At 71.5% G+C, this 13,430-nt stretch carries 13 protein-coding genes; 4 read left to right on the top strand and 9 right to left on the bottom strand.

Features of this window, described 5'->3' with window-relative positions; translation table 11 throughout:
- The first annotated feature begins 80 nt into the window (after nucleotides 1–80).
- A complete protein-coding gene (locus B2W79_RS11330) occupies nucleotides 81–908 on the top strand; it encodes an SGNH/GDSL hydrolase family protein (RefSeq protein WP_025103427.1) in 828 nt (275 codons plus the stop codon).
- A gap of 9 nt (nucleotides 909–917) precedes the next feature.
- Here the strand turns inward: B2W79_RS11330 and B2W79_RS11325 are convergent, their stop codons facing one another.
- On the bottom strand, nucleotides 918–1,724 hold the full coding sequence (locus B2W79_RS11325) for a TrmH family RNA methyltransferase (RefSeq protein WP_292789589.1): 807 nt from the start codon (nucleotides 1,722–1,724) through the stop codon (nucleotides 918–920).
- A gap of 65 nt (nucleotides 1,725–1,789) precedes the next feature.
- Between B2W79_RS11325 and B2W79_RS11320 the strand changes: the two genes are divergently transcribed.
- A complete protein-coding gene (locus tag B2W79_RS11320) occupies nucleotides 1,790–2,629 on the top strand; it encodes a Sir2 family NAD-dependent protein deacetylase (RefSeq protein WP_071328585.1) in 840 nt (279 codons plus the stop codon).
- Nucleotides 2,626–3,213 carry a histidine phosphatase family protein gene (locus tag B2W79_RS11315; RefSeq protein ID WP_060922608.1) on the top strand — a complete coding sequence of 196 codons (588 nt, stop codon included), beginning with the start codon at nucleotides 2,626–2,628 and terminating at the stop codon, nucleotides 3,211–3,213. Before B2W79_RS11320 ends, B2W79_RS11315 begins: the two co-directional genes overlap by 4 nt.
- A gap of 7 nt (nucleotides 3,214–3,220) precedes the next feature.
- Here B2W79_RS11315 and B2W79_RS11310 read toward each other — a convergent pair whose 3' ends face one another.
- From B2W79_RS11310 to B2W79_RS11290, 5 genes are read right to left on the bottom strand one after another with little or no spacing between them, the layout of a single operon-like run.
- On the bottom strand, nucleotides 3,221–4,027 hold the full coding sequence (locus B2W79_RS11310) for an HpcH/HpaI aldolase/citrate lyase family protein (protein ID WP_292789586.1): 807 nt from the start codon (nucleotides 4,025–4,027) through the stop codon (nucleotides 3,221–3,223).
- Nucleotides 4,024–4,512, bottom strand: a complete 489-nt coding sequence (locus B2W79_RS11305) for a MaoC family dehydratase (RefSeq protein WP_071328583.1) — start codon at nucleotides 4,510–4,512, stop codon at nucleotides 4,024–4,026. The genes B2W79_RS11310 and B2W79_RS11305 overlap by 4 nt, the downstream gene beginning before the upstream one ends.
- Nucleotides 4,513–4,521: 9 nt before the next feature.
- Complete coding sequence (locus B2W79_RS11300; protein WP_292789805.1) at nucleotides 4,522–5,670, bottom strand: acyl-CoA dehydrogenase family protein; 1,149 nt, start codon at nucleotides 5,668–5,670, stop codon at nucleotides 4,522–4,524.
- Entirely contained in the window at nucleotides 5,670–7,604 is a 1,935-nt protein-coding gene (locus B2W79_RS11295) for an acetyl/propionyl/methylcrotonyl-CoA carboxylase subunit alpha (protein WP_071328581.1), read from the bottom strand. Before B2W79_RS11295 ends, B2W79_RS11300 begins: the two co-directional genes overlap by 1 nt.
- A gap of 5 nt (nucleotides 7,605–7,609) precedes the next feature.
- On the bottom strand, nucleotides 7,610–9,163 hold the full coding sequence (locus tag B2W79_RS11290) for a carboxyl transferase domain-containing protein (protein WP_292789583.1): 1,554 nt from the start codon (nucleotides 9,161–9,163) through the stop codon (nucleotides 7,610–7,612).
- A gap of 111 nt (nucleotides 9,164–9,274) precedes the next feature.
- Here B2W79_RS11290 and B2W79_RS11285 point away from each other — a divergent pair, with 111 nt between their 5' ends.
- Nucleotides 9,275–9,877: a TetR/AcrR family transcriptional regulator gene (locus B2W79_RS11285; protein WP_071328580.1), complete on the top strand. Its 603-nt coding sequence runs from the start codon at nucleotides 9,275–9,277 to the stop codon at nucleotides 9,875–9,877.
- On the opposite strand, the gene B2W79_RS11280 is transcribed toward B2W79_RS11285, so the two are convergent.
- The 3 genes from B2W79_RS11280 to pdhA are packed head-to-tail and all read right to left on the bottom strand — an operon-like array spanning nucleotide 9,870 to nucleotide 13,374.
- Nucleotides 9,870–11,249 carry a dihydrolipoamide acetyltransferase family protein gene (locus B2W79_RS11280; protein WP_292789580.1) on the bottom strand — a complete coding sequence of 460 codons (1,380 nt, stop codon included), beginning with the start codon at nucleotides 11,247–11,249 and terminating at the stop codon, nucleotides 9,870–9,872. The two genes, B2W79_RS11285 and B2W79_RS11280, sit on opposite strands and share 8 nt — an antisense overlap.
- Nucleotides 11,246–12,256: an alpha-ketoacid dehydrogenase subunit beta gene (locus B2W79_RS11275; RefSeq protein WP_292789578.1), complete on the bottom strand. Its 1,011-nt coding sequence runs from the start codon at nucleotides 12,254–12,256 to the stop codon at nucleotides 11,246–11,248. Before B2W79_RS11275 ends, B2W79_RS11280 begins: the two co-directional genes overlap by 4 nt.
- Before the next feature lie 2 nt (nucleotides 12,257–12,258).
- Nucleotides 12,259–13,374, bottom strand: coding sequence for a pyruvate dehydrogenase (acetyl-transferring) E1 component subunit alpha (gene pdhA, locus B2W79_RS11270; RefSeq protein WP_292789803.1), 1,116 nt, complete (start codon nucleotides 13,372–13,374; stop codon nucleotides 12,259–12,261).
- Between the last annotated feature and the right edge of the window lie 56 nt (nucleotides 13,375–13,430).

Genomic DNA, 13,430 nt, shown 5'->3' with positions numbered 1-13,430 from the left:
CGAAAGCACCGGCACGGGTAGGCTCGGTCACTGCGCGGCGGTCACCATCGTGCGCGCACGCCTTCGCGAAGGAGAGCCGGATGAGCGATCAGGAATCGACCAGGACCCCGTACGTCGCGAACGAGACCCCGCACCCCTGGCGGCGGTTCGTCGCGATCGGCGACTCGTTCACCGAGGGCATCGGCGACCCGGACCCGGCGGCCCCCGGGGGCCACCGCGGCTGGGCCGATCGCGTCGCCGAGGTGCTCGCCCAGCAGGTCGACGACTTCGCCTATGCCAACCTCGCCGTCCGAGGAAAGCTCATCGCGCAGATCGTCGCCGACCAGGTGGAGCCCGCCGTCGCGCTGCGCCCCGACCTCATCTCGATCTGCGCCGGCGGGAACGACGTCATCCGCCCCGGCACCGACCCGGACGCCATCGCCGCCCAGCTCGAGGACGCGGTGGCGCGCCTGTCGTCCACCGGCGCGGCCGTCGTCGTGTTCACCGGCATCGACACGGGGTTCACGCCCGTGTTCCGTCCCTTCCGCGGCAAGGTCGCGATCTACAACGAGAACGTCCGCGCGATCGCCGAGCGCCACGACTGCATCGTCGCGGACCAGTGGGCACTGAAGGTCGTGCAGGATGCGCGATTCTTCGACGACGATCGTCTGCACTACAACGCGCTCGGCCACCACGAGGTCGCGCGGATGGTGCTCCGCGCCCTCAACGTGCCGAACGACCTCGAGGCCATGCAGCCCGAGCCCCTGCCGCTGCGGACTTGGCGTGCCGCTCGCAGCGAAGACCTCGGCTGGGCCCGCGAGCACCTCGTGCCCTGGGTGCTCCGCCGGCTGCGCCACCAGTCCTCCGGCGACCACATCGCTGCCAAGCGCCCTGAGCCCTCCCCGGTCATCCTGCCCGGCAAGGAGTGACGCGCACTCTCACTCCGCAGGAGCGAGTGCCCACAGCGCCACGGCGGCGGCCGAGGCGACGTTGAGCGAATCCACGCCGCCGGCCATCGGAATGGTGACCACGGTGTCCGCGCTGTCGAGGGCGGTCCGCGTGAGACCGTCGCCTTCGGCTCCGAAGAGCAGCGCCACCTTCGCGGGCCGCTGTGCCGCAAACAGCCGGAGATCCACGGCTGTATCGCTGAGCGCGAGGGCAGCGATGTCGAAGCCCTGCTCACGGAGATCCGAGACCGCCGACGACCACTCGTCGATCCGGGTCCACGGCACCTGGAACACGGTCCCCATGCTCACCCGCACGCTGCGCCGATAGAGCGGATCGGCACAGCGCGCCGACACGAGCACCGCATCCGCCCCCAGGCCGGCGGCGGCGCGGAAGGCGGCGCCGACGTTGGTGTGATCGCCGAGGTCCTCCAGCACCAGCACCAGCCGTGCGTCGCGCACCACATCGGCGACCGGAGCCAGAGCCGGACGGCGCATGGCGGCGAGGGCCCCGCGGTGGACCTGATAGCCGGTGACCTGTTCCGCGACCTCGTCCGGGACCACGAGCACCGGAACGGCACGCTCCCCCAGGATGCGCCGCACCTCGTCGACGCGCCGGGCCGAGACCAGCACCGATCGGGGTTCGTGCCCGGCGGCCAGCGCGCGCTCGATCACCTTGGCGGTCTCGGCGATGTAGAGTCCCTCCGCGGGCTCGCGGACGGCGCGGAGGGCGGTGTCGGTGAGACCGCGGTAGTCGTCCAGCCGCGGGTCGTCGATGTCGGTCACATGCAGGAGGTCCACCGCTCCACTCTGCCAGCCCGGCTCTCGCCCACCCCACGCCCCGTAGACTCGATCGAGGAGGTCCTGTGAGCGTGACGAACACCGCTGAGCCGTCGGCAGAGCTCTCCCACGCCGCCACCCTGCTGCGCGGCAAGCGGATCGCCCTCCTCACCGGGGCCGGCATCTCGACCGACTCGGGCATCCCCGCCTACCGGGGCGAGGGGGCGCGCACGCGCAGCAACCCCATGACGATCCAGACCTACCTCGGAGACGAGGCCGCGCGGCGCCGCTACTGGGTCGGCGGGCATCTCGGCTGGCGGGCGTTCGCGCAGGCCGCGCCCAATCCCGGACACCACGCCCTGGCGGAGATGGAGTCCAGAGGCGTGGTCTCGGGCGTCATCACGCAGAACGTCGACGGGCTGCACCTCCGCGCGGGCAGCTCGCACGTCATCGAGGTGCACGGGACCATGCGCCGCGTGCTCTGCCTGCACTGCGGCCAGGTGTTCGACCGTCGCGACATCGCCGTGCAGATCGAGGAGCGCAATCCCTGGATCACCGTCCCGGAGAACGTGGCGCTGGCGCCGGACGGCGACGTCCTCCCGGAGAGCACCGAGGGCTTCCTCGTCCCGACCTGCACCGTCTGCGAGGGCATGCTCAAGCCGGACGTGGTGTTCTTCGGAGAGTATGTGCCGCAGGACCGCTTCCGTGCCGCGGAGTCGTTGCTGCGCTCCAGCGAGGCGCTCATCGTGGCCGGCTCCTCTCTCGTCGTGAACTCCGGCGTGCGCCTCGTGAACCGTGCGCGTCGGCGCGGCATCCCTCTGATCATCGTCAATCGCGAGCCGACCCGCGCGGACGCCTGGGCCGATGTCACCATCGCCGCCGGCACCAGCGACGTGCTCCCCGCCCTCCAGGAGATGCTCTCGTGACCTATCTCACCCTCATCCGCCACGGTCAGACCGACTGGAACCTCGCCCGTCGCATCCAAGGGTCGACCGACATCCCCTTGAACGAGACGGGCCGCGAGGACGCCCGATGGGCGGCAGAGAAGCTCGCCGGCACGACGCACCATGCCGTCTACACGAGCCCGCTCGTGCGGGCGAGCGAGACCGCCGGCATCATCGCCGAGCGCCTGGGTCTGGAGATCGCCGGCGTGGTCCCCGACATCCGGGAGCGGGAGTTCGGCGACGGGGAGGGCATGCTCGTCCCCGACTACATCTCCACCTACGGCGACTGGCACGCGGAGGTCCCGGGCGCGGAGTCGCTGCACGAGGTCGGCGTGCGCGCCATCGCCGCGCTGCACCGGATCGCGCGGGACGCCCGGCGGAGGTCGGCGCCGCAGGCGGAGTCGGTGCTCGTCGTGACCCATGGCGGCGTCATCCGCGCCGTCATCGACCACGTCTCCGGCGGCACGCTCCCCCGGGACGGCGAAGTGCTGCGCAACGGCTCCGCGCACCGGTTCGTCGCCGCGCCCGGCTACCTCCGGCTGCTGGAGGAGACGCCCGTCCTCTGACCGGACCTCAGCGGGCGCGGGAGACCACGGCGCGCGCGTGCCGCAGAACGGGCTCGTCCACCATCCGTCCCTGGAAGCGGAACACACCGCGCTCCTGCGCCGCAGCGGCGAGCACCTCGCGCGCCCATGCCACGGTCTCGGCGTCCGGGGCATATGCCGCCCGGATGACCGCGACCTGACTCGGATGGATGCATGCCGTCGCGCGGAACCCCGACGCCGCCGCATCCTCCGCCTCCCGCTCCAGCCCCGCGGTATCGCCGATGTCGACGTGCACGGCGTCGATCGCCGCCTTCCCGTGCGCACCGGCTTCCAGCAGCACCCGAGAACGGGCGTAGCGCGCGATGTCCCGGTAGCCGCCCTTCGCGTTCCGCGACGAGGTGCCGCCGAGGGAGGCCACCAGATCCTCCGCTCCCCACATCAGTCCGGCGACCGCCGGATGCGCGGCGATGTCGGGCGCCGCATGGATCCCGCGCGCCGTCTCGCACAGCGCGAGCAGGGTAAAGCCTGTGTCGAAGGCGTCCAGGCTCACCGCGCTCTCCGTCTTCGCGACCATCACGGTCCGGAAGGGTGACCGCGCCAGGGCCTCGAGATCGTCCGCGAAGGCAGCGGAGTCCGGGGCGTTCACCCGTACGATGACGCGCGCGGGGTCGAGGTCCGCGGCGACGATGTTCTCGCGGGCCTCGTTCTTCGCCTCCGGCAGCACGGCGTCCTCCAGATCGAGGATCACGGCATCCGCCCGTTCCTGGGCCTTCGAGAAGCGCTCCGGGCGGTCCGCCGGGCAGAACAGCAGGGCAGGGCCGAGGTCGAAGGTCATGCGGCGTCCTCCTCCGGCCGGCAGCGCACCAGCACCGTGCGGACGGCGGTCGCGACCACGGTGCCGTCCTGATTGCGTCCGGTGTGCGCGATCTGCACGATGCCCTGGCCGGGGCGGGACGACGAGAGCCGCTTGTCGACGACGACGCTCTCGGTCGTGAGCGTGTCCCCGGCGAACAACGGATGCGGGAAGGCGATGTCGCCGAGGCCGAGCTGCGCCACCAGCGTTCCCTGCGTGAGCTGGGCGACGGAGGAGCCCACCATCGTCGACAGCGTCCACAGGGAGTTCATGAGGCGCGCGTGGAAGGGCTCCTGGGCATCCGCGAACGCGGCGTCCAGATGCAGCGCCTGGGTGTTCATCGTCAGCGTCGTGAAGAGGACGTTATCCGCCTCCGTAGCCGTGCGACCGGGGCGGTGCACGTACCGGACGTCGGTCTCGAACTCCTCGTAGTACAGTCCGCGCTGCACGATCTCGCGCATGGTCATGCCTCCACGCTACCGGGCGAGCCCGAGCGCCCTGGCGATCACGAGGAGCTGGACCTCCGTAGTCCCCTCGCCGATCTCGAGGATCTTGGAGTCACGGTAGTGGCGCGCCACCGGGAACTCGTTCATGAACCCGTTGCCGCCGAAGATCTGCGTCGCGTCCCGGGCGTTGTCCATCGCTGCCTCGCCCGCGACGAGCTTGGCGATCGCCGCCTGCTCGGCGAACGCCTCTCCGGCGTCACGGAGACGCGCGGCATGGTGCCACGCGAGCCGCGCGGTATGCACGCGCGCCCTCATCCGCGCCAGCGTGAACTGGGCGTTCTGCCGCGTGCTGAGGGCGCTGCCGAAGATGGTGCGGCTCTTGGCGTACTCGACCGCCGCCTCCAGGCACCCCTCCGCCGCGCCGGTCGACAGAGCGGCGATCGCGATGCGGCCCTCATCCAGGATGCTGAGGAAGTTGCGGAACCCGCTCCCCCGCTCGCCGAGGAGATTGCTCGCCGGCACCCGCGCTCCGTCGAACGTCAGCGGATGGGTGTCCGACGCGTTCCACCCCACCTTGTCGTAGGGCGGTTCGACCGTGAATCCCGGGGTTCCGTTCGGGACGATGATGGTCGAGATCTCCTTGCGCCCCTCGCTCTGGCCGGTGACCGCGGTGACCGTCACGAACCGGGTGATCGGAGTGCCCGAGTTGGTGATGAACTGCTTGGAGCCGTTGATCACCCACTCGTCGCCGTCGAGCCGCGCGGTCGTCCGCGTCGCCCCCGCATCGCTTCCCGCCTCGGGTTCCGTGAGCCCGAACCCTGCCAGGGCGCGACCGGCGAGGAGATCCGGCAGCAGCTCGCGCTTCTGCTCCTCGGTGCCGAAGCGGAAGACGGGCATGGCTCCGAGGCTCACCCCCGCCTCCAGGGTGATCGCGATCGACTGGTCGACGCGCCCCAGGGCTTCGATGGCGAGGCCGAGCGCCATGTAGTCGCCGCCCTGCCCGCCGTACTCCTCGGGGAAGGGCAGTCCGAAGAGGCCGAGCTCTCCCATCTGCCGCACGACGTCCATGGAGAGCGTGTGTGTGCGATCGGCCTCGTACGACTGCGGCGCGACGACCGTGTCGGCGAACTCGCGTACCATCGCGGCGAGCTCGCGCTCCTCCTCGGTGAGATCGTGCATCATCGGTCCTCCTCCGCCATCGTCACGCGGGCGACCGGTTGGTCGCGCCGCACCTGGTCGCCGACCGCGACCAGCAGCCGCACCACGCCGTCGTGCGGCGCGAGCACGGGGTGCTCCATCTTCATCGCCTCGATCGCGACGAGGGGCGCTCCCGCCCGGACCGCCGCCCCGTCCTCGACGTGAACGGCCACGACGCCGCCGGGCATGGGCGCGCGAGCCTCGGGTTCCGTGGCCCTGGCCTCGCGTTCCGCAGCGGCGAGGCGCCTGCGCATCCGGCCGCGGCGGTCCAGGGGGCGCAGCCGCAGCGTCCGTCCTCCCTCGCTGACCCATACCGCGCCCTCCGCGTCGCGGGCCGCGTGCACCCGCTCGGAGCGCATCAGGGGCGGCGTCGCGCGCACGATCTCGTCGTCGTCGGTGAGCAGGGCGGCGGGTTCGGGGGCGTGCGGCGCGGCCCCGAGACGCCATCCCGGGAGGCTCCACCACAGCGGGCCGGCTCCCGCGCGCGCGGTGAACGCCTCGGGGCGGTTCTGCACCACGCGGGCGGCCGCCGCGACCTGCGCTGCCGACGGGGGCGTCGGTGTGAGCGGGAGCAGGGTCTCGATGAGGCCGGTGTCGAGGTCTCCCTCGCGCACCCGGCGATCCTGGAGGAGCCCGCGCAGGAACGCGATGTTGGTCTCCACGCCGAGCACCACGGTGCGGGCGAGAGCGTCGTCCAGGCGCTGCAAGGCCGTCTCCCTGTCTTCCGCCCACGCGATGACCTTCGCGATCATGGGGTCGTAGAACCCGCTCACCACGCTCCCGGACTCGACGGCCGCATCCACCCGGACGCCCGGAGGCGCCTCGAAGAGCAGCACGGTCCCCGTCGAGGGGAGGAACCCGCGTTCCGGCGACTCGGCGTACACCCGCGCCTCCACGGCATGGCCGGTCGTCCGGGGCTCGACGTCGAGCGGCTGTCCATCGGCCATGCGGAGCTGCAGCGCGACGAGGTCGAGTCCGGTGACCTCCTCGGTCACCGGATGCTCCACCTGCAGCCGGGTGTTCATCTCGATGAAGAAGGCATCCTCAGGGGCGTCCGCGTCGACGAGGAACTCCACGGTGCCGGCTCCGACGTAGGCGACGCTCTCCGCGGCGCGCACGGCCGCCGCGAGCAGCCGGTCGCGGGTCGCGGGCGGGATCCCGGCGGACGGCGCCTCCTCGATCACCTTCTGGTGACGACGCTGGAGCGTGCACTCGCGCTCCCCGAGCGCCACGACGGTGCCGTGCGCATCGCCGAACACCTGCACCTCGATGTGACGCGGTCGGCGGATGAGACGCTCCAGGATGAGCGCATCGTCGCCGAAGGCGGATGCCGCCACGCGTCGAGCCGATCCGAGGGCGCCGGGAAGACCGGCGCTGTCGGCGACGACCTCCATGCCCTTCCCGCCCCCGCCAGCGCTCGGCTTCACGAGGAGGGGGAATCCGACCGCCTCCGCCTCCTCACGGATCTCCGCGTCGGACAGCCCGCGCGCGTCGAAGCCCGGCACCACGGGCACGCCGCTGCGGCTCACGTGCTCACGGGCTCGCGCCTTGTCCCCCATGATCTGCAGGGCCTCCACGGTGGGGCCGATGAAGACGATGCCGCTCTCCGCACACGCCTGTGCGAGCCCGACGCTCTCGGAGAGGAATCCGTACCCGGGGTGGACGGCCTCCGCCCCCGAGGCGCGAGCCGCCGTGATGACGGCGTCGATGTCGAGGTAGGACTCCCCCGCCGGTGCCGGACCGATCCGCACGGCGGCATCCGCCTCGCGGACGTGCGGCGCGTCCGCGTCCGCGTCACTGTAGACCGCGATGCTGCGGATGCCGAGGTCGCGAAGGGTTCGGATGATCCGGCGGGCGATCTCCCCGCGGTTCGCGACGAGGACCGAGGAGAACGAGAAGGAAGGCGAGTACGACATGGGGCTCACATCCGGAAGACGCCGAAGCGCGGCTCGGGCAGGGGGCTGCGGGCGACGACGTCCAGAGCGAGGCCCAGGAGGTCGCGGGTCTGCTCCGGGTCGACGATGCCGTCGTCCCACAGCCGCGCGGTCGCGTAGTACGGCTCGCCCTGCTCCTCGTACTGCGCCCGGATCGGCTCCACGAACGCCATCCGCTCCTCCGCGGTCCAGGACTCGCCGCGCGCCGACAGCTGGTCGTCCTTCACGGTGGCGAGCACCGAGGCGGCCTGTGCTCCGCCCATGACCGAGATCCGACTCGCGGGCCAGGTCCAGAGGAAGCGCGGAGAGTAGGCACGTCCGCACATCGAGTAGTTGCCTGCTCCGAAGGAGCCGCCGATGATGACGGTCAGCTTCGGGACGCGGGTGGTCGCGACGGCCGTGACCATCTTCGCCCCGTCCTTCGCGATACCGCCGGCTTCCGCGTCGGACCCGACCATGAACCCGGTGATGTTCTGCAGGAAGAGCAGGGGGATGCCCCGCTGGTCGCAGAGCTCGATGAAGTGCGCGCCCTTGAGCGCCGACTCACTGAACAGCACGCCGTTGTTCGCGACGATGCCCACGGGGTGGCCGTGCAGCCGCGCGAAACCCGTCACCAGTGTGGTGCCGTACTCGGCCTTGAACTCATGGAAGGTGTCGCTGTCGACAAGGCGTGCGATGACCTCGCGCACGTCGTACGCGGCGTTGACGTCCACGGGGACCACGTCGTACAGGGAGCCGAGCTCCGCCGGAGCGCGAGTCTCCCCGACGTCCCAGGCCGGGGCGAGCGGCGGCGGCAGCGTGGCGACGATGTCGCGGAGGATCTCCAGGGCGTGCTCGTCGTCGTCGGCCAGGTGATCCACGACGCCGCTGCGACGGGCGTGCAGCTCCCCTCCCCCGAGCTCCTCCGCCGTGACCACCTCGCCGATCGCCGCCTTCACCAGCGGCGGCCCGCCCAGGAAGATCGTGCCCTGTCCACGGACGATGACGGTCTCGTCGCTCATCGCCGGAACGTAGGCGCCTCCGGCCGTGCACGAGCCGAGGACCGCCGCGAGCTGCGGGATGCTCTGCGCGGACAGCCGCGCCTGGTTGAAGAAGATGCGTCCGAAGTGCTCCCGATCCGGGAACACCTCATCCTGGCGGGGAAGGAAGGCGCCACCCGAGTCGACGAGGTAGAGGCAGGGCAGGCGGTTCTCGAGGGCGATCTCCTGCGCCCGCAGATGCTTCTTCACGGTGAGCGGATAGTAGGTCCCGCCCTTCACGGTGGCGTCGTTGCAGACCACCATCACGTGCCGGCCGTGGACCAGGCCGATGCCGGCGATGACACCGGCCCCGGGTGCCTCGCCGTCGTACAGGCCGTCGGCCGCGAGCGGCGCGACCTCGAGGAACGGACTGTCCTCGTCGAGGAGGCGCGCCACCCGGTCGCGCGGCAGCAGCTTGCCGCGGGCGACGTGGCGCTCACGGGAGGCGGACGGCCCGCCCTGCGCTGCCGCGGCGAGACGGTCGCGGAGTTGCTGGGCGAGCGCTTCCTGGGTTGCCGGCATCGTGACGTCCTCCTCGACCCACGTCGCGCCGGGAGGGAACCTGGCGCGCTGCATGCATTCTCGGTTAGTGTTCACTAACCCGTTGATTCAGGTTAGCGAGGATTAACTGAGATGACAAGCCCCGCCACCGCCCGCGACCGCGCCAAGGCGGAACGCTCCGACGCGCTTCTGCATGCCGCGGCACGACTCTTCGCCGCGCGCGGGTACAGCGGCGTGAGCCTGGAGGACATCGGTGCCGCCGTCGGCGTGTCCGGGCCCGCGGTGTACCGCCACTTCGCCGGGAAGCAGGCCCTTCTCGGTGCGGTCCTCGTCAAGGTCAGTCAGGACCTCGTCGCGGGCGGACGACGCGTATCCGCGGAGACGACGGCAGCCGACGAGCGGATGCGCGGGCTCATCCGCTTCCACGTCGAATTCGCGCTCGGCAACGCCGAGGTGATCCAGGTGCAGGACCGGGACCTCGCCTTCCTCGACGCCGACGACCGCGCCGAGGTCCGTCGCCTGCAGCGCGCCTACATCGAGCTCTGGATGGATGCGCTCGCCGCCCTCGATCGTCCGGAACCCCTGGACCGCGACGAGCTGCGGCTGCGCGTGCAGGCGTGCTTCGGTCTCATCAACTCGACCCCGCACAGCACACGAGCCGCGACGAGACGACACACGGCCACCGCGACCGTGCTGGTCGCGATGGCCGAGGCCGCGCTGCGCGCCGCTAGCTGAGCAGCATCGCCCGCCCCGGATCCTCAAGGATGTCGGCCACGTCCTTGAGGAACGTCGCACCCTCGGCCCCGTCCACGAGGCGGTGGTCGAAGGACAGGCTCAGCGTCATGAGCTGACGCAGCGCGATCTCGCCGCGGTACTCCCACGGCTGCCGACGCACGGCGCCGACCGCGAGGATGCCGGACTGCCCCGGCGGGAGGATCGGTGTTCCGGCGTCCACCCCGAACACCCCGATGTTCGACAGCGAGAACGTCCCTCCGGCCAGTTCGGCCGGCGAGGTCTTCCCCGCACGCGCGGTCTCTGCGAGCGCACGGATCGCTGCGGACAGCTCCACCAGGTTCATCCGCTCCGCGTCCCGGATCATCGGCACGATGAGACCGCGCTCGGTCGCGGCGGCGATGCCGAGGTCGACGAAGCCGTACTCGACGATCTCCCCGGACTCTTCATCCCACCGCGCGTTCAGGCCCGGAGCACGGCGCAGGGCGAGGCAGACCGCCTTCGCGACGACGGCGAGCGGGCCGATCCGATGCTCCGCGAGCGCTCGGTCGTCGCGGAGGCGTGCCAGCATCTCCATGGTCGCGGTCACATCGACCGTGTGAAAGACGGTCACGTGCGGCGCGGTGAACGCGCTCTGCACCATCGCCGCCGCCGTGTGCTTGCGGACCCCCCGGATCGGGATGCGCGTCTCCCGCGGCCTCCCCTCCGCGGGCGGAAGGGTTCCGGATGCCGCGGTGGTCACGCGCTCGGGCGCCCGGGCGGGCCGCGACGAATCCGCTCCGATGCGCTCCGCGTACGCATCCACGTCTGCCCTCGTGATCACGCGGTCACCGATCTCCGCGGCGACGAGGACGAGGTCGACGCCCCGTCGTTTCGCGTAGGCGCGCACCGGAGGGGTGGACCGTGGTCGCTCCAGAATGGGCTCGACCGCGACCGACGGCGTCGCGTCGTGCGGGGCCGCCTCGAGAACGGCGGTGTCGGCCGCCGAGGCCACCTGGGCGGCACTCCGGCGCCGCGCCCGGCGCGCGGGGCGTCCACTCGATGTCGGGGCGGCTCCGTAGCCCACGAGGTTCGGCTGCGCCTTCTCCGGGGAAGCCTCCTGCTCGCCACCGGACGGCGTCAGGGGCGGATCCTCCCCCTCGATGTCGAAGGCGATCAGCGGTGCTCCCACGGCGACGGTCTCTCCCGCGTCCGCGTGCAGGGTCGACACCGTGCCTTCATAGGGCGACGGCAGCTCGACGACCGCCTTGGCGGTCTCGACCTCGGCGAGGGTCTGGTTCAGCGCAACGCTGTCGCCGGGCGCGACGAGCCAGTGCACGACCTCGGCCTCGGTGAGACCTTCACCGAGGTCCGGAAGGCGGAATTCGGCGATCATGCGTCTGCTCCCGTCAGGCTGTGCGGGCGATCCATCACGCGGTCGACTGCATCGAGGATCCGGTCGAGGTCGGGCAAATGGTACTTCTCGAGCTTCGCCGGCGGGTAGGGCACGTCGTGGCCGGTGACCCGCAGCGGGGCGGACTCCAGGTACTCGAAGCAGCGTTCGGTCACGCTCGCGATGACCTCCGCCGCGAGCCCGGCTTCCCGGGAGGCCTCGTGCGCCACGACCACGCGGCCGGTCTTCCGCACCGAGGCGGCGACCGAGTCGTAGTCCACCGGCGAGAGGGAACGAAGGTCGATGACCTCCAGGGCGACGCCCTCGTCTTCCGCCGCCTCCGCCGCCTGCAGCGCGGTGCTCACCATGGCCCCGTAGGTGAGGACCGTGACGTCCGTCCCGGAGCGCACGACCCGCGCGAGTCCCATCGGCGGCGCGTCCGCGAGCGGAGCTTCGAGATCGACCTCGCCCTTGTGGTGATAGAGCCGCTTGGGCTCGAAGAACACGACGGGGTCGTCCGAGGTGATCGCCTGCCGGAGGCTCCGATAGGCGTCTTCCGGGTTCGAGACGGCGACGACCCGCAGGCCGGCGGTGTGCGCGAAGTACGCCTCCGGAGACTCGGAGTGATGCTCCGCGGCACCGATGCCACCGGCCCATGGGATCCGGATGGTGATCGGCATCTTCACGCGCCCCTGGGTGCGGTAGTGGAGCTTCGCGACCTGGGAGACGATCTGGTCGAAGGCCGGGTAGACGAACCCGTCGAACTGGATCTCGACGACCGGGCGGTAGCCGCGGAAGGCGAGGCCGACGGCCGTGCCGACGATCCCGGACTCCGCGAGGGGGGTGTCGATGACCCTGGCCGCCCCGAACTCGTCGAGGAGGCCGTCCGTGATCCGGAAGACGCCGCCGAGCTTGCCGATGTCCTCTCCCAGGAGCACGACCTTCTCGTCGTCGCGCATCGCCTGGCGGAGACCGGCGCCGAGCGCCTTGCCGAGAGTGAGTTCGGTCATGGTCACGCCTCGCCCTCGAACGACGCGAGATAGGCGGCGTACTCGTCGCGCTGCCGCTCCAGCCCCGTGTGCGGCTCGGCGTAGACGCCGTCGAAGACCGCCAGGGCTGGACGGGTGACCATGCCGAGGCAGGTCGCCCGCATCTCTTTGGCGACGGCGTCCGCTGCCGCCTGCGTCTCGGCGACGTGCTCTGCGGTGAGGTCGCCGGTGGCGCGGAGGTAGGCCTCGAGGCGTGCGATGGGGTCGCGGCGCCGCCAGGACTCCAGCTCGGCCTCGTCCCGGTACCGGGTGGGGTCGTCCGCGGTGGTGTGCGGACCCATCCGGTACGTCACCGCCTCGATGTACGCCGGCCCCTTTCCGGAGCGCGCGTGCTCCAGCGCCCAGCGCATCGCGGCCAGGCAGGCGAGCACGTCGTTGCCGTCCACGCGCAGGCTCGGGATCCCGAATCCGGGGGCACGCCCCGCGATCGGATACTGCGACTGCACCGTGACCGGCTCGGAGATGGCCCAGTGGTTGTTCTGGCAGACGAACACGACCGGCGCCTGGTACGACGCGGCGAAGATCATCGCCTCGTTCACGTCCCCCTGACTGGTCGCCCCGTCCCCGAAGTAGGTCACGGCGACCTCCGGCGCGTTCTCGTGCCGGATGCCGAGGGCGTAGCCGACCGCGTGCAGGGTCTGGGCGCCGATGATGATCTGCAGCGGAGCGACCCGCAGGGCTGCAGGATCGTACGCTGCCCCCTCCTCGCCGCGCCACATGCGCACGTAGTCGCCCGGCTCGGCGCCCCGGGCGTAGATCACGCCGGTCTCGCGGTAGCTCGGGAAGACGTAGTCCTGGGGATCGAGGGCCCGGGCGGTGCCGATCTGCGTGGCCTCCTGGCCCTGGCAGGGTGCCCAGAGCCCGAGCTGCCCCTGGCGCTGCAGCGCGACGCCCTCGGCGTCGATGCGGCGGAGGATGACCATGTCGCGATGGAGGGCGCGCAGCTGCGCGGCGTCGACATCGGCGACGAACGGGTCGAGGCGGGCGTTCGAGACACGCGTCCCGTCCGGAGCGAGGATCCGCTCCGAGAGCTCCAGATCCTGGGCGGTGTCTGCGATGGGGGTGGTCTGCGGCGACATCATCGTCCTCCTCGTCCCTGGCTGCCCTCGTGGGGCGACGCACAATGGAGCCGGCG

Source organism: Microbacterium sp. UBA7513 (assembly GCF_002478345.1).
Lineage (GTDB): Bacteria > Actinomycetota > Actinomycetes > Actinomycetales > Microbacteriaceae > Microbacterium.
This window is presented reverse-complemented; position numbering and strand designations above follow the sequence as displayed.